The following is a 14,555-nucleotide window of genomic DNA, read 5'->3' as shown; positions in this document are numbered from 1 at the left end:
GGGCCCTACGCGCGGGGTGAGTCCACCTGCCGGGGCGCCTGGCGGACGGCGGGCTCCGGCGCGGGGTCCTGGTCGGGCTCGGCTTCGGGTGCGCCGGCGAGCGGGGCCGGCCCGCCCCGGGCGCGGTCGGCGAGCGCCAGCAGGTCTTCGGCGGCGGCGCCCTGGGTGGCGCCGACCAGGTGCCCGTCCGGCCGGATCAGCAGCACGGTGTGCGGCCCGGCCTCCGGGTACTCCTCGGTGACCAGCACTTCGGCGGGCACCGGCAGCGCGGCGGCGACCTCGGCGAGCCGGGGCATCAGGCCGGCGCCCAGCCAGTGCTCGGCGGACCAGACGGCGGTGCCGGGGGCGACCAGCAGCAGCAGGAAGGTGACGCCGAGCCGGGCGTGCAGGTGGTCCGGGGTGCCGTCGGCGGCGAGCACCGGCAGGTCCGGGACGAGCACGCCGGGGGCAGTGGCCGGCAGCAGTTCGCTGAGCGAGGTGGTGCCGCGGGCGCCGCGCTGGACCGGCACCCGGCCGGGGACGCCCGAGGGCGCGGCCGGGTAGGCGGGCGCGCCGCCGAAGCGGCCGGTGCCGAGCTGTCCGTCGGCGAGCAGCGGTGCGTGCTTGCGGAAGCCGCCGACCAGCAGCGAGCGCCGGGTCTGCTGCCAGCCGCGCAGCGGGCGCAGCAGCGGCATGGACTGGTCGACGGCGCGCAGCCGGGCGCCGACCGCGCCGCGCCGTTCGGCCTCGTAGCCGTCCAGCAGGGAGCCTCCGGGTTGTGGGCCGCCGGAGTGGAGGTGCCAGGCGAGGGAGAGCCGCCAGGCGAGGTTGTCGGCGTCGCGCAGCCCGTCGGCCAGGTTCTGCATGCCGAGCGCGCCGTGCAGGTGGGCGGCGTCGCCGGCGAGGAAGCAGCGGCCGCTGCGGAACCGGGCGGCGAGGCGCTGCTGGGCGGTGTGGTCGGCGGCGGCGAGCAGGTCGAAGCGGGGGAGTTCGCCGCACCAGCCGGTGAGGGTGGCGGTGACCCGGGTGAGCAGGGTGTCGCCGGTGACGACGCCGGGCCAGGTGGCGTGCGGGTCGACGGTTTCGGTGGGGGCGGGCCGCCCGGGGGGCAGCCGCCAGTCGAGCCGCCAGACGCCGTCCGGCAGCGGGCGTGCGGAGGCCTCGCGGTCGCCGCGCCACGGGGGCTCGCGGTGCAGCCGGGCCTCGTGGAAGGGCAGGTCGACCCGGACGGTGGCGATGGCGTTGCGGTCGACGGCGGGGCGGCCGGGGAAGCGGATCTTCAGGAGCTTGCGGACGGCGGATCTGGCGCCGTCGCAGCCGACCAGGTGGCTGCCGCGCCACCAGGTGCTGGAGCCGTCCTGGGTGCCGTGGGTGCGGACGCTGACGCCGTCGCGGTCCTGTTCCAGTTCGACGACCCGGCTCAGCGGGACCAGCCGGACCAGCGGGGTGCCGGTGAGGGCGTCGCGCAGGCCGCGCTGGAGGCGGTGCTGGGGCAGGTGGAAGGCGGGGGAGTCGGTGAGGTCGATCCGCAGCACCTCCTGGCGGCGGCGCCAGACGGTGAAGGAGTCCCAGAGGGCGGAGTCCGAGACGGCCCGCGGGTAGCCGATCCGAGTGAGGAAGGCGGCGGTGTCGGCCCCGAGGACGACGCTGCGCGGGCCCTCGGGGCAGAGCCCGGAGCCCTCGTCCAGGACGATGGTCGGCACCTCGTGCCGGGCGAGGGCGAGGGCCAGGGCCAGACCGACCGGTCCGGCCCCGACCACGATCACCGGGTCCATGTGGTGACCTCCGGGCACGAACCGGCCGATGGGCCGGCGTCAGTTACCGCTGCCGCATATGCCGCGTGGATGCTCCCGGGAGGTGTCACGAAGAGCAATGCAACAGTTCACCTGCGTGTGCGTCAAGCAGCAGCTGAAGTGCGCCGGTTCGCGCCGCGACGGCCGCGCGCTTCGATCCACCGGGCGAGGGCGGTCAGCAGCAGGCACATGGCGATGTAGATCGGACCGATCACCAGCACCACGGGGATGTAGGGGAAGCCCGCGGCGTTGATCGGCTGGCTGGCGATCGCCTTGCCGACGAACAGCAGCTCGTGGAAGGTGATGACGAAGCCGAGCGAGGTGTCCTTCAGGGTGACGACCAGCTGGCCGATCATCGAGGGCAGCATCGAGCGGATCGCCTGCGGCACCAGGATGCCGGCCATCACCTGGGTCTTGCGCATGCCGAGCGCGTAGGCCGCCTCGGCCTGGCCGCGCGGGACGGCGTTGACGCCGCTGCGGATGATCTCGGCCTGCACCGAGCCGTTGTAGAGGGTGAGGCCGAGCACCAGCGCCCACATCGGCTCCTTCGCGAAGAACGCGTAGTAGAGCGCGACGATCAGGATCAGCAGTGGCATCGCCCGGAAGAACTGGACGAAGCCGACGGCCGCCCAGCGGACCGGCTTGTGGTCGGAGAGCTGCCCGGCGGCGAGCAGGCCGCCCAGGGCGAGCGAGAACAGTGCGGCCAGGCCGAAGGCCTCCAGGGTGGAGAGCAGGCCGTCCACGATGCGCTGCTGGACGGTGTTGTACTGGAACGCGTCCCACATCTGCGGGTCGAACTGGCCGTTGTCGGAGAGCGCGGCGAAGACGTACCAGAGCAGGGCGGCGACGCCGATCAGCGCCAGCACCCCGAACAGCCGGTACCGGGTGCGGGCCCGCGGGCCGGGGGCGTCGTAGAGGACGCTGGCCGTGGGGGTGCGGGTGAAGAGGTTGCTCATCGGGCCACCGCCAGTCGGGATTCCAGGACGCGGAACAGCGTGGCGACCGTGGCACTGATCACCAGGTAGGCACAGGCCACCCAGAAGAAGATCCCGAAGATCGCGTAGCCGCGCTCGGAGAGGGTCTGCTGCACGCTGTACAGCTCGCTGACGCTGAACGCGCCGGCGATCGCCGAGTTCCTCGGCAGCGCGATGAACACGCTGCTCAGCGGGGCCAGGACGGTCCGGGTGGCCTGCGGCAGGATGACCAGGGTGAGGGTCTGGCCGAAGCTCATGCCGAGGCTGCGGGCCGCCTCGGCCTGGCCGAGCGGCACGGTGTTGATGCCCGAGCGGATCACCTCGCAGACGAACGAGGCGGTGTAGCCGCCGAGCGCCAGCACCGCGAAGGTGAGGTGGCCGAAGTGCACCCCGAGCGGCGGCAGGCCGAAGGTGACGGCGAAGAACAGCAGGGTCAGCGGGGTGTTGCGGAACAGCGTGACCCAGGCGGTGCCGAAGGCACGCAGGACCGGCACCGGGGAGACCCGGAAGGCCGCCAGCAGGGTGCCCAGCAGCAGGGCGAGCAGGGCGCTGAGCGCGCTCAGCTCGATCGTCTGCAGGAAGCCGTCGCGGAACAACGTGAAGTTGTCCTGCTCGAACAGGAACCCCATCCGGCGGCCCTCCTCTCATCAGATGGTCAGGACGGATGGTCGGGCGTGGACCGGATCAGTAGCGTTCGAGGGCCGGCACGGCCGGCGCGGCGGAGCCGGACGCGCCCAGGGTCGCGTCGTAGGCCTTCTTCCAGTCGCCGTTGTCCTCGTGGGCCTTGAGCGCGTCGCTGATGGCGTTGCGCAGGACCGCGTCGTCCTTGTTGAGACCGACGCCGTAGTTCTCCTTGGTGAACGGCTTGCCGACCACCTTGAGCTTGGGGGCGTACTTGGAGGCGTAGCCCTTGAGGATCGCGTCGTCGGTGGTGACCGCGTCGACCTCGCCGGACAGCAGCTTCTCGACGCAGGCCGAGTAGGTGTCGAACTGCGTGATCTTCGGGTTGTACTGCTGGATGTTCTTGATCGAGGTGGAGCCGGTGGCGGTGCAGATGTTCTTGCCGCCGACGCTCTCCGGGCCGGTGATCGAGGTGTTGTCGGCCTTCACCAGGAAGTCCTGGCCGGCGATGTAGTACGGGCCGGCGAAGGAGACCGTCTTCTTGCGCTCGTCGTTGATGCTGTAGGTGCCGACGTAGAAGTCGATCTGGCCCTTGGCGATGGCCGGCTCGCGCTGCGAGGAGACCAGCGTCTGCCACTTGATCTGCTGCGGGCTGAAGCCGAGGTCGGCGGCGATCATCTTGGCGATCTCGATGTCGAAGCCGCTGCGGTCGCCGCTGGCGACGTCCTCGAAGCCCAGGAACGGCTGGTCGGCCTTGGCGCCGATGATCAGCTGACCGCGCTTCTTCGCCTCGGCGAGGATCGCCGAGTCGATCTTGACGTCGGTCTTGACCGTGTAGGTGGGCAGCGCCGGGGCGTTGCCGCTGTTCGCGGCGGTGGCGCCGGGGGTGCCGTCCTTGCCACAGGCGGCGGTGGCGGTGAGCGCGACGGCACAGAGCGCGACGGCGAGGGTGCGACGAGTCCTCATGAGGGTTGGTCTCCTGGGAGCTGGGCCACGGCTAACCGGGCTCTGGCGTCTGGAAGGTGCGTGCGCGGGCAGGGCCGCCCGGCGTCCTTGCCGGCGGCGGTCCCGCGTGGTCTCGAAGCGTCAGTGGTGGAGGATCTTCGAGAGGAAGTCCTTGGCACGGTCGGAACGCGGCGCGGTGAAGAAGGCGTCCGGGGTGTTCTGCTCGACGATCCGGCCGTCGGCCATGAACAGCACGCGGTTGGCGGCGGAGCGGGCGAAACCCATCTCGTGGGTGACCACGACCATCGTCATGCCGTCGGCGGCCAGCTGGCGCATGACCTCCAGCACCTCGTTGACCATCTCCGGGTCGAGGGCCGAGGTGGGCTCGTCGAAGAGCATCACCTTGGGCTTCATCGCCAGCGCCCGGGCGATCGCCACGCGCTGCTGCTGGCCGCCGGAGAGCTGGGCGGGGAACTTGTCCGCCTGTGCGCCGACACCGACCCGCTCCAGCAGTTCGCGGGCGGTCTTCTCGGCCTGCGCCCGGGCGATCCCGCGCACCTTGACCTGGCCGATGACGACGTTCTCCAGCACCGTCTTGTGCGCGAACAGGTTGAAGCTCTGGAACACCATGCCGACCTCGGCGCGCAGCCGGGCCAGCTCCTTGCCCTCGGCGGGCAGCGGGCGGCCGTCGATGGTGATCGTGCCGGAGTCGATGGTCTCCAGCCGGTTGATCGTCCGGCAGAGCGTCGACTTGCCGGAGCCGGACGGCCCGATCAGGACCACGACCTCGCCCTGGACGATCTTCAGGTCGATGTCCTGGAGGACGTGCAGCGCTCCGTAGTGCTTGTTCACGCTGCTCAGCACGACCAGGGGGGCGGCTGCAGGGGTGGAGTCCTCGACCGGATTCTCGGCCATCGCGCCTGCTCCCTCGTGTCGGCCCGTGAAAGTCTGAACTCCCTTGGGCGGCAATGGTGGTACGAAATCCGGGAGCCGCGACCGGCGGAGCCGCAGCCCCCGGTGGGCCGACCATAGGAGTGATGACGACGTGCCGTCAGCCGATCTGAGCGGAACTTGAGGATCACGAAACGGCCACACGCTGCTCGTGGGCCGTTCGCCGGGTCGCCAACGGGGCATGTGAAAGCGGGCGTCCGCGCCGGCGCGCCCCGCCCCGTGGCAGCCGTCGGGCGACCGAGCCTGGCGCCGGGCCGCCCACTGGCTCATACTGCGCAGGACCGGGGCCCGACCGGGCGGTCCCGGTGATCAGGTGGGGGAAGGAGGAGAACAGGATGCGACTGCTGCTCGTCGAGGACGACGAACGCGTGGCCGCCGCGCTGGTCGCGGTACTGGGCCGGCACGGCTTCCAGGTCCGGCACGCCCGCAGCGGGCACGAGGCGCTGGACGCCCTGGTGCCGGACGGGAACGACCCGTACCGGGTGGTGCTGCTCGACCTCGGGCTGCCCGACCGCGACGGCTTCGAGGTGTGCAGCCGGATCAGGGCCGGCAGCGGCGTCCCGGTGATCATGGTCACCGCCCGCGCCGACATCCGCTCCCGGATCCACGGCCTCAACCTGGGCGCCGACGACTACGTCACCAAGCCCTACGACATGGGCGAGCTGCTCGCCCGCATCCACGCGGTGGCCCGCCGCGGCGCCGCCCCCGCCTCGGTGGCGGTGCCCGCGCCCGACGCCGTCCCGCAGCAGCGCGGCCCGCTGGAGTCCCGCGGCATCCGGATCGACCGGGAGCGCCGCCGGGTCAGCGTGGACGGCCGGGACGTGCCGCTCACCCGCAAGGAGTTCGACCTGCTCGCCCTGCTCGCCCAGAGCCCCGGCGTGGTCTACCGGCGCGAGCAGATCTTCAGCGAGGTCTGGCGCAGCGGCTGGGAGGGCAACGGGCGCACCCTGGAGGTGCACATCGGCTCGCTGCGCAACAAGCTCGCGCTGCCCGGCCTGGTCGAGGCCGTCCGCGGCGTCGGCTACCGCCTGATCCCGGAGTCCCCGGCGCCCGCCGCGGACCCGGCCCCGCCCGCCCCCGCGGAGCGCTGACCGCACGTGCGCACCCGCCTGCTCGGCATCCTGATCGCCCTCATGCTCTGCGTCCTGGCCGCCCTGGGGCTGCCGCTCGCGGCGGCGGTCGCGGCGGCCGAGCAGAGCAAGGTGGTCGTCGACCGGCTCGACGACGCCGCCCGCTTCGCCCAGGACCTGCCCACCTCCGGCCCCTCGGCGGTGGAGTCCGCGCTCAAGGGCGACCCGGAGCCCGCCCCCGGCGACGTCAGCCGCCGGCACGCGATCGACGCCGAGGTCCGCCGCTACCACGACCTGTACGGCGTGCGGCTGGGCATCTTCCAGCGCGACGGCGTGCCGATCGCCGCCGCCCCCGCCGACTGGCGGGTGCCCCCCGGCGGCTGGGGCGCGCAGGCCTTCCAGGAGGCGCTGGACGGGCGGCGCAGCCACAACCCGCCCCAGGTCTGGCCGTGGACCGACGACCGCACCCTGACCGTCGCCACCCCGGTGGTGCGCGACGGCGACGTGGTCGCGGTGGTGCTCAGCGAGTCCCCCACCGGGGCGCTGCGCACCCGGATCCTGCACAGCTGGCTGGTGATCGGCGCCGGCGAGGCCGCCGCGATGATCGTCGCGGTGCTGCTGGCCGGTCGGCTCACCGAGTGGGTGCTGCGCCCGGTCCGCACCCTCGACCGGGCCACCCACGACATCGCCACCGGCCGGATGGCCGCCCGGGTCGCGCCCGGCGGCGGCCCGCCCGAGCTGCAGCGGCTGGCCCGCTCGTTCAACGAGATGGCCGACCACGTGGTGCTCGCCATGGACCAGCAGAAGGCCTTCGTCGCGGACGCCTCGCACCAGCTGCGCAACCCGCTGGCGGCCCTGCTGCTGCGGGTCGAGGTGCTCGGCCTGGAACTGCCCGAGGGGCACGAGGAGGAGCTCGGCGGCGTCCGGGAGGAGGGCGTCCGGCTGGCCCGGGTGCTGGACGACCTGCTGGGCCTGGCCACCGCCGAGCACGCCCGCCCCGAACCCGAGCAGACCGATCTCGCCGCGCTCACCCTGGCCCGGGTCGACGCCTGGCGGCCGGTCGCCGAGCAGCGCGGGATCGAGCTGCGCTGGGAGGGCCCGGCGCTCGCCGTCGGCATGGCGGACCCGATCGGCTTCGGCTCCGCCCTGGACGCCGTGCTGGACAACGCGCTCAAGTTCGGCCCGGCCGGCAGCGGGGTGCGGCTGAAGGTCTCGGTGCGCCGGGACGAGGTCGCGGTGACCGTCACGGACGCCGGGCCCGGCCTCGCCGAGGACGAGCTGCCCCGCGCCGGGGACCGCTTCTGGCGCAGCCCGCGGCACCAGAACGTGGACGGCTCCGGGCTCGGCCTGTCGATCGCCCGCACCCTGCTGGCGGCGGGCGGCGGTTCGCTCGCCTTCGCCCCGGTCCAGCCGACCGGGCTCGCGGTGACGCTGGCGGTGCCGCGGCCGGAGAAGCGGTAGCCCGTACGGGCCCACGGCGCCCGTGCGGCGTCAGGGCTTCCGGGCTTCAGGGCTTCACCTTCAGGGCCTCACCTTCAGGGCTCCACCTTCAGGGCTCCACCTTCAGGGCTCCACCTTCAGGGCTTCACCGAGCGGTAGTAGCGGGCCGCGCCCTCGTGCAGCGGGAGCGGGTCGGTGTAGACGGCGGTGCGCAGGTCGACCAGCTGGGCGGCGTGCACCTGAGCGCCGATCTGGTCGCGGCTGTCGATCACCGCCCGGGTCATGCCCTCGACCAGGCCCGGGTCCACGTCGTCCCGGGTGATCAGCAGGTTGGGCACGGCCACGGTGGAGACGGCGTCCTTGGGGTCGGCGTTCGGGTAGGTGCCCTTGGGCATGGTGGCCGCCCGGTAGGCATCGGTGCCGCCGCCCTCCATCTTGTGGATGGCCCCGGCGAGGTCCCCCAGCGGCACGACCCGCATCCGCATGTGGTCGGACAGGTCGGTGAGGGCGCTGGTCGGCAGCCCGCCGGACCAGAAGAAGGCGTCGAGCTTGTTCTCCCGCAGCTGGTCGGCGGCGTCCCCGACGCCCGCCGACACCGGGACGATGTCGTGGTCCGGGTCCAGGCCGGCCGCGGCCAGCAGCCGCCTGGTCACCAGGTTCACCCCGGACTGCGGCAGGCCCACGCCGACCCGCAGCCCCTTGAGGTCGGCCGTGCGGTGCACCGTCGAGGAGGACGGGACGATCAGCTGGAGGTAGTCGTCGTACAGCCGTGCGATCGCCCGCAGCCGGTCCTTGCCCGGGCCCTGGTAGTCGGCGACGGCGTCGGCGGTGGCGATCGCGAAGTCGTCCTGGCCGCTGGTCACCCGGGCCAGGTTGTCGATCGAGCCCTCGGTGTTGTCCAGGGCCAGCCGCACCCCCGGCATGGCCTTGGCGACGTGGGCCTCCAGCAGCTGCCCGTACCGGTCGTAGACACCGCGCTGCACGCCGGTCGCGAAGCGCGTCTCGCCGCGCGGGTAGCCGGGCGAGCGGCCCGCCGACAGCCACCAGCCGCCCAGCCCCGCGACCAGCAGCACCAGCACCAGCACCGTCCGCCACAGCGGGCTGCGGGCCGCGGTGCGGACGGCGGCGCCGAGACGGGACGGGGTGGTGGGGGTCATGCAGGGATACTGCCAGGCGCTCCGCCGGAACGGGAGGGGAAACGGTGGGGGAAAAGCGCTTCGCGGCTGCCCGTACCCTGGTCTGGTGAGCGGTGAGAGCGGATTGAAGAGCTACAAGGTCGTCACGTACGGCTGCCAGATGAACGTCCACGACTCCGAGCGGCTGTCCGGCCTGCTGGAGGACGCGGGTTACGTCAAGGCCGGGCAGGACGGCGACCCGGACCTGGTCGTGTTCAACACCTGCGCGGTGCGGGAGAACGCCGACAACAAGCTGTACGGCAACCTCGGGCAGCTGGCGCCGGTCAAGAGCCGCCACAAGGGCATGCAGATCGCCGTCGGCGGCTGCCTCGCCCAGAAGGACCGCGACACCATCGTCCGCAAGGCCCCCTGGGTCGACGTGGTGTTCGGCACCCACAACATCGGCCACCTGCCGGCGCTGCTGGAGCGGGCCGCGGTCGAGCGCAAGGCCCAGGTCGAGATCCTGGAGTCGCTGGAGACCTTCCCCTCCACCCTGCCGACCCGCCGCGAGTCCGCGTACGCCGCGTGGGTCGCCATCTCCGTCGGCTGCAACAACACCTGCACCTTCTGCATCGTCCCCGCGCTGCGCGGCAAGGAGGAGGACCGCCGCCCCGGCGACGTCCTCGCCGAGATCGAGGCGCTGGTGGACGAGGGCGTCATCGAGGTGACCCTGCTCGGCCAGAACGTCAACGCCTACGGCTCCGACCTGGGCGACCGCGAGGCCTTCTCCAAGCTGCTGCGCGCCGCCGGCCAGATCGAGGGCCTGGAGCGGATCCGCTTCACCTCGCCGCACCCGCGCGACTTCACCGACGACGTGATCGCCGCGATGGCCGAGACGCCGAACGTGATGCACCAGCTGCACATGCCGCTGCAGTCCGGCTCCGACACCGTCCTCAAGGCGATGCGTCGCTCCTACCGCCAGGAGCGCTTCCTCGGGATCATCCGGAAGGTTCGCGAGGCGATGCCGGACGCGGCCATCTCCACGGACATCATCGTGGGCTTCCCCGGCGAGACCGAGGAGGACTTCGAGCAGACGATGCACACCGTCCGCGAGGCCCGCTTCACCAACGCCTTCACCTTCCAGTACTCCAAGCGCCCCGGCACCCCGGCCGCCGAGATGGCGGACCAGGTGCCGAAGGCCGTCGTGCAGGCCCGCTACGACCGGCTGATCGCCCTCCAGGAGGAGATCTCCTGGGAGGAGAACAAGAAGCAGGTCGGCCGCACCCTGGAGATCCTGGTCGCCGAGGGCGAGGGCAAGAAGGACGACAAGACCGACCGGCTCTCCGGCCGCGCCCCCGACAACCGGCTGGTGCACTTCACCAGGCCGACGGAGCCGGTGCGCCCGGGCGACCTGGTGACCGTCGAGATCACCTACGCCGCCCCGCACCACCTGCTCGCCGAGGGCCCGTCGCTCGCGGTGCGCCGCACCCGGGCCGGCGACGCCTGGGAGAAGCGCCAGGCCAAGCCCGCGGCCAAGCCGGCCGGGGTGATGCTCGGCCTGCCGGGCATCGGTGCCCCGGCCGCGCTGCCCCTGGCCGCTCCGGCGGGCGGGGCCTGCTGCGGCGACTGACGGCCCGCTCCTCGAACGGGTCCCGCTCCTCGAACGGCGGCCCGGCGGGACTTCGAGTCCGGCCGGGCCGCCGTCGCCGTTTGGCTAGAGTGATCCGCATGCTGGTAGCCGCCGCCGTGTGCCCCTGTCCGCCGCTGCTCGTCCCCGAGGTCGCCGCCGGGGCGGCCGCCGAACTGGACCCGCTGCGGGCCGCCTGCGACGAGGCCCTCGCGGCGCTGATCGCGGCCGGACCGCAGCTGGTCGTGGTGGTCGGCGCCGGCCCGGAGGCCGAGGTGTGGACCGAGGGCGGGGCCGGCTCCTTCCACCGCTACGGGGTGCCGCTGGTCGCCAAGCTGCCCGGCGGCCGGGTCGAGGGGCCGGAGCTGGCGCCCTCGCTGACGGTCGGCGCCTGGCTGCTGGAGCGCGCCGGGGTGACGCTGCCGACGCACGCCTGCGCGGTGCCCGCCGACGCGCCCGCCGACCGGATGCTCGGGCTCGGCCAGGGCCTGGCCCAGCTGGCCGACCGGGTCGGCCTGCTGGTGGTGGGCGACGGCAGCGCCTGCCGCTCGGTGAAGGCGCCCGGCTACCTGGACGAGCGCGCCGAGGGCTTCGACGCCGCCCTGGCCGCCGCGCTGGGCTCAGCCGACCTGCCCGCGCTCGCCGCTTTGGACGCCGGGCTGGCCGCCGAGCTCAAGGCCGAGGGCCGGGCGCCCTGGCAGGTGCTGGCCGGCGCCGCGGAGGGCGCCGGCCTCACCGCGCGGCTCGGCTACCAGGACGCCCCGTACGGGGTCGGCTACGTCGTGGCGTCCTGGAGCTGATCGGAGCGCGGGGCGTCAGGCCCGCGGCGCCTGGCCGTTGCCGCCGGCCGGCCCCTCCTCGCCCGGCTTCGGCTTGTGGGCGAAGTCGTCCACCGCGCCCTTGGCCTTGCTGGCGCCGTGCTCGATCTTCTCGCTGTACTTGCCCTTGGTCGCCTTGTCGATCGCGCCGCCGGCCTTGTCCACCGCGTGCTCGATCTGCTCGCTGTGCTTGCCGGCGAGCTCACTGGCCTTGCCCTTGAGCTCTTCGGCCTTGCCCTTGAGGTTGTCCATCAGACCCATGGCGATCTCACCCTTTCGTCCCTGTCTCCTGCCCAACGTCCGTCACCGCCGAACCGTTCGCAAACCGGCTCAACTGCGGAAACGGCGGAGATGGCCGGAGACGGCTGGACACAGTCACATCGTCGCGCAGTCGGGGCCGACGGGCAGCCCGGTCACCGGTGCGGCGGCGGTTTTGCGAGACTGGAGCGGTGAGCAGCTCCCGTACCGACCAGTCCCGCGCCGCCCAGCCCCGAGTGGTCTGCATCGTCGGCGCGACCGCCGCCGGCAAGTCCGACCTGGCCGTCGCCATCGCCCGCAGCCTCGGCGGCGAGGTGATCAACACCGACTCGATGCAGCTGTACCGGGGCATGGACATCGGCACCGCCAAGCTCACCCCCGCCGAGCGCGGCGGCGTGCCGCACCACCTGCTGGACGTCTGGGACGTCACCGAGGCCGCCAGCGTCGCCGAGTACCAGCGGCTGGCCCGGGCCGAGATCGACCGGCTGCTCGCGGCCGGGCGCACGCCCGTCCTGGTCGGCGGCTCCGGGCTGTACGTCCGGGCGGCGATCGACGAGATGGAGTTCCCCGGCACCGACCCGGCGGTCCGGGCCCGGCTGGAGGCCGAGCTGGAGGAGGCCGGCCCGCTCGCGCTGCACCGGCGGCTGGCCGAGCTGGACCCGGCGGCCGCGGAGGCGATCCTGACCGGCAACGGGCGGCGGATCGTCCGCGCGCTGGAGGTCATCGAGATCACCGGGCAGCCGTTCACCGCGAACCTGCCCGGCAACACCGCCGTCTACGACGCGGTGCAGATCGGGGTCGCGGTGCCGCGCCCCGAACTGGACGAGCGGATCACGCTGAGGGTCGACCTGATGTGGCGGGCCGGACTGCTGGACGAGGTGCGCGCGCTGGAGCGGGTCGGGCTGCGGGAGGGGCGGACGGCCTCCCGGGCGCTCGGCTACCAGCAGGTGCTGGACCACTTCGCCGGCGAGTGCACCGAGGACGAGGCACGGGCGGAGACCGTCCGGGCCACCAAGCGCTTCGCCCGCCGTCAGGAGTCCTGGTTCCGCCGCGACGGCCGGATCAACTGGCTGTCCCGGCCGGCCGGCACCGACCCCGTCGAGCTGCTGGAACGCTCCCTGGAGCTGATCGACCGTCAGGAGCGTCCGGCCGGGTAGGCGGGTTCCGGCCAATCCGGCGGTGCACCTGCGCGCGCAGGTGGCCGTGCAGGACGAACCGGCGGTCACGGCCCGATCACGTGATGGCCACGGATCACCCGTCGACGCCGGTCAGGCCCGGAACGCCCGTCTGGACATGCCATCATCGAAGGCGTAGGGGTCGGCCGCGCGGGCCGACCGTGCCCGACCGCGAGTCCGCTCGTGTCGAACTGTCAGGGGAGGCCGCGTGTCGACGGGTACCGGCCCCGAACCCGGCCAGAGCGGGAGTGTCACCGCACCGGCCGACGAGTCGACGATGGGTGACCTCCCCGTGCTGACCGGCCTGGAGGCGCCCACCTCCTACGCGGTCGCACTGCCGGCCCTGGACACCCGCACCCCGGCGGGCGCGGTGCACGAGCGGGAGATCCGACCGCTGCGCCGGCTCCGCTGGTGGCAGACCCTGCCGATCGCCCTGCTGGGCATCCTCGGCTCGCTGATGTTCGCCTTCCCGCTCGCCTTCGGCTCGGCCGGCGCGCGCGCCACCATGGTCGGCATGCTCGGGCTGCTGCTCACCGCCGCCTCGGTCGGCTGGGGGGCGATGGCCGCCCGGCACGCCGGGTACAAGTGGCCGGGCCTGCCGCGCCGCGGCTCCGGGCAGCGGGCCGGCTGGAAGGCGATCGCGCTCTACACCCTGATCGCGCTGGTGGCCTGTGCGCTGGCCGTCTGGCGGGTCGCCTACCTGCGCTGATCCGTGGGCTGCCGGTGTCGCCCCCCCTGCTGCCCCGCGCCGATCCACCGGTCGGACCGCCCGGGTGGCCGGTGCGCCCGTTCAGTACCATCGGGAGGGTGAGCGCATCCTCCCCGCAGCCGGTCGGCGTCCCCTTCTTCAAGGGGCACGGCACCCAGAACGACTTCGTCATCGTCCCGGACCCGGACGGCGCGCTGGAGATCGGCCCCGCGGCCGTCGCCGCGCTGTGCGACCGGCGGGCCGGCATCGGCGGGGACGGGCTGCTGCGCGTGGTGCGCTCCGCCGCCGAGCCGGCCGCCGCGGACCAGGCCGACCGGGCCGAGTGGTTCATGGACTACCGCAACTCCGACGGCAGCATCGCCGAGATGTGCGGCAACGGCGTGCGGGTCTTCGCCCGCTACCTGGTCGAGGCCGGCCTGGCCGAGCCCGGCGAGTTCGCGGTCGCCACCCGCGCCGGGGTGCGGACGGTGCGGGTCGCCGAGGACGCCGGGGACGGGACGCCCGGCGAGGTCACCGTCGACATGGGCCGGGCCCGGCTGCCCGGGCCGGACGGCGTCGAGGTCGCGGTCGGCGCGCGGCGCTGGCCCGCGCTGAACGTCAACATGGGTAATCCGCACGCGGTGGCCTTCGTGGACAGCCTCGACCACGCCGGGGACCTGCTGTCCGCGCCGCTGACCAGCCCCGAAGGGGCCTACCCGGAAGGCGTGAACGTCGAGTTCGTGGTGGACCGCGGGCCGCGGCACGTCGCCATGCGGGTGTACGAGCGCGGCTCCGGCGAGACCCGCTCCTGCGGGACCGGCACCTGCGCCGTCGCGGTGGCCGCCATCCGCCGGGACGGCGTCGACCCGGCGGTCACCGGCGAGCCGGCCACCTACACCGTGGACGTGCCGGGCGGCCGACTGGTCATCACCGAGCACCCGGACGGCCGGATCGAGAAGACCGGCCCGGCGGTCATCGTGGCCGCCGGCGAGATCGACGCCCGCTGGTGGGCCGAACTGGGGCGGGTCTGACACGCCTGGGGCGCGGCTCGGACAGCTGACGGCCCGGTTTGCCCATTTCGCGCGGCGGTGAATCCGCCCG

The 14,555-nt window shown here is 73.5% G+C and carries 14 protein-coding genes; 7 read left to right on the top strand and 7 right to left on the bottom strand.

Annotation, left to right across the window (positions count from 1 at the left end; all coding sequences use genetic code 11):
- Nucleotides 1–5: 5 nt before the first annotated feature.
- The 5 genes from AB0O82_RS17720 to AB0O82_RS17700 all read right to left on the bottom strand — a co-directional run bounded on the left by AB0O82_RS17720 (nucleotide 6) and on the right by AB0O82_RS17700 (nucleotide 5,227).
- Complete coding sequence (locus AB0O82_RS17720; RefSeq protein ID WP_363584591.1) at nucleotides 6–1,754, bottom strand: FAD-dependent monooxygenase; 1,749 nt, start codon at nucleotides 1,752–1,754, stop codon at nucleotides 6–8.
- A gap of 122 nt (nucleotides 1,755–1,876) precedes the next feature.
- Nucleotides 1,877–2,728 carry an amino acid ABC transporter permease gene (locus AB0O82_RS17715; protein ID WP_363584589.1) on the bottom strand — a complete coding sequence of 284 codons (852 nt, stop codon included), beginning with the start codon at nucleotides 2,726–2,728 and terminating at the stop codon, nucleotides 1,877–1,879.
- Nucleotides 2,725–3,375, bottom strand: coding sequence for an amino acid ABC transporter permease (locus AB0O82_RS17710; RefSeq protein WP_363584587.1), 651 nt, complete (start codon nucleotides 3,373–3,375; stop codon nucleotides 2,725–2,727). The genes AB0O82_RS17715 and AB0O82_RS17710 overlap by 4 nt, the downstream gene beginning before the upstream one ends.
- A gap of 55 nt (nucleotides 3,376–3,430) precedes the next feature.
- Nucleotides 3,431–4,333 (bottom strand): glutamate ABC transporter substrate-binding protein, encoded by a 903-nt coding sequence (locus tag AB0O82_RS17705; protein ID WP_363584585.1) that lies wholly within the window; start codon nucleotides 4,331–4,333, stop codon nucleotides 3,431–3,433.
- Nucleotides 4,334–4,453: 120 nt separating this feature from the next.
- The gene (locus AB0O82_RS17700; RefSeq protein WP_363584583.1) at nucleotides 4,454–5,227 is read right to left on the bottom strand and encodes an amino acid ABC transporter ATP-binding protein; all 774 of its coding nucleotides are present in this window, start codon (nucleotides 5,225–5,227) and stop codon (nucleotides 4,454–4,456) included.
- Nucleotides 5,228–5,598: 371 nt separating this feature from the next.
- Here AB0O82_RS17700 and AB0O82_RS17695 point away from each other — a divergent pair, with 371 nt between their 5' ends.
- Together AB0O82_RS17695 and AB0O82_RS17690 are read left to right on the top strand one after the other, a co-directional pair.
- Complete coding sequence (locus tag AB0O82_RS17695; protein ID WP_350880177.1) at nucleotides 5,599–6,354, top strand: response regulator transcription factor; 756 nt, start codon at nucleotides 5,599–5,601, stop codon at nucleotides 6,352–6,354.
- Between the two features lie 6 nt (nucleotides 6,355–6,360).
- Nucleotides 6,361–7,794, top strand: coding sequence for a HAMP domain-containing sensor histidine kinase (locus AB0O82_RS17690; RefSeq protein ID WP_363584581.1), 1,434 nt, complete (start codon nucleotides 6,361–6,363; stop codon nucleotides 7,792–7,794).
- Nucleotides 7,795–7,910: 116 nt separating this feature from the next.
- Here AB0O82_RS17690 and AB0O82_RS17685 read toward each other — a convergent pair whose 3' ends face one another.
- Nucleotides 7,911–8,930: a TAXI family TRAP transporter solute-binding subunit gene (locus tag AB0O82_RS17685; RefSeq protein ID WP_363584579.1), complete on the bottom strand. Its 1,020-nt coding sequence runs from the start codon at nucleotides 8,928–8,930 to the stop codon at nucleotides 7,911–7,913.
- Between the two features lie 85 nt (nucleotides 8,931–9,015).
- On the opposite strand from AB0O82_RS17685, the gene miaB reads away from it, so the two are divergent.
- Together miaB and AB0O82_RS17675 are read left to right on the top strand one after the other, a co-directional pair.
- Nucleotides 9,016–10,518 (top strand): tRNA (N6-isopentenyl adenosine(37)-C2)-methylthiotransferase MiaB, encoded by a 1,503-nt coding sequence (gene miaB / locus AB0O82_RS17680; protein ID WP_363584577.1) that lies wholly within the window; start codon nucleotides 9,016–9,018, stop codon nucleotides 10,516–10,518.
- A gap of 98 nt (nucleotides 10,519–10,616) precedes the next feature.
- Nucleotides 10,617–11,315 carry a class III extradiol dioxygenase subunit B-like domain-containing protein gene (locus AB0O82_RS17675; RefSeq protein WP_363584575.1) on the top strand — a complete coding sequence of 233 codons (699 nt, stop codon included), beginning with the start codon at nucleotides 10,617–10,619 and terminating at the stop codon, nucleotides 11,313–11,315.
- 15 nt (nucleotides 11,316–11,330) lie between these two features.
- Here AB0O82_RS17675 and AB0O82_RS17670 read toward each other — a convergent pair whose 3' ends face one another.
- The gene (locus tag AB0O82_RS17670; protein ID WP_363584573.1) at nucleotides 11,331–11,594 is read right to left on the bottom strand and encodes an antitoxin; all 264 of its coding nucleotides are present in this window, start codon (nucleotides 11,592–11,594) and stop codon (nucleotides 11,331–11,333) included.
- A 188-nt stretch (nucleotides 11,595–11,782) separates the two neighbouring features.
- Here AB0O82_RS17670 and miaA point away from each other — a divergent pair, with 188 nt between their 5' ends.
- The 3 genes from miaA (at nucleotide 11,783) to dapF (ending at nucleotide 14,485) form a co-directional block, all read left to right on the top strand.
- On the top strand, nucleotides 11,783–12,748 hold the full coding sequence (gene miaA / locus AB0O82_RS17665) for a tRNA (adenosine(37)-N6)-dimethylallyltransferase MiaA (protein WP_363584571.1): 966 nt from the start codon (nucleotides 11,783–11,785) through the stop codon (nucleotides 12,746–12,748).
- Nucleotides 12,749–12,974: 226 nt separating this feature from the next.
- Nucleotides 12,975–13,475 carry a hypothetical protein gene (locus AB0O82_RS17660; RefSeq protein ID WP_363374361.1) on the top strand — a complete coding sequence of 167 codons (501 nt, stop codon included), beginning with the start codon at nucleotides 12,975–12,977 and terminating at the stop codon, nucleotides 13,473–13,475.
- Nucleotides 13,476–13,573: 98 nt separating this feature from the next.
- A complete protein-coding gene (gene dapF / locus AB0O82_RS17655) occupies nucleotides 13,574–14,485 on the top strand; it encodes a diaminopimelate epimerase (protein WP_363584569.1) in 912 nt (303 codons plus the stop codon).
- Nucleotides 14,486–14,555: the final 70 nt, after the last annotated feature.

It is taken from the genome of Kitasatospora sp. NPDC088264 (genome assembly GCF_040685715.1).
Taxonomy (GTDB): Bacteria; Actinomycetota; Actinomycetes; order Streptomycetales; family Streptomycetaceae; genus Kitasatospora.
This window is presented reverse-complemented; position numbering and strand designations above follow the sequence as displayed.

Coding starts and splice junctions, on each gene's coding strand:
- AB0O82_RS17695 (WP_350880177.1), top strand. CDS start 5,599: ATGCGACTGCTGCTCGTCGAGGACGACGAACGCGTGGCCGCCGCGCTG.
- AB0O82_RS17705 (WP_363584585.1), bottom strand. CDS start 4,333: ATGAGGACTCGTCGCACCCTCGCCGTCGCGCTCTGTGCCGTCGCGCTC.
- AB0O82_RS17675 (WP_363584575.1), top strand. CDS start 10,617: ATGCTGGTAGCCGCCGCCGTGTGCCCCTGTCCGCCGCTGCTCGTCCCC.
- AB0O82_RS17685 (WP_363584579.1), bottom strand. CDS start 8,930: ATGACCCCCACCACCCCGTCCCGTCTCGGCGCCGCCGTCCGCACCGCG.
- AB0O82_RS17710 (WP_363584587.1), bottom strand. CDS start 3,375: ATGGGGTTCCTGTTCGAGCAGGACAACTTCACGTTGTTCCGCGACGGC.
- AB0O82_RS17715 (WP_363584589.1), bottom strand. CDS start 2,728: ATGAGCAACCTCTTCACCCGCACCCCCACGGCCAGCGTCCTCTACGAC.
- AB0O82_RS17670 (WP_363584573.1), bottom strand. CDS start 11,594: ATGGGTCTGATGGACAACCTCAAGGGCAAGGCCGAAGAGCTCAAGGGC.
- AB0O82_RS17720 (WP_363584591.1), bottom strand. CDS start 1,754: ATGGACCCGGTGATCGTGGTCGGGGCCGGACCGGTCGGTCTGGCCCTG.
- AB0O82_RS17700 (WP_363584583.1), bottom strand. CDS start 5,227: ATGGCCGAGAATCCGGTCGAGGACTCCACCCCTGCAGCCGCCCCCCTG.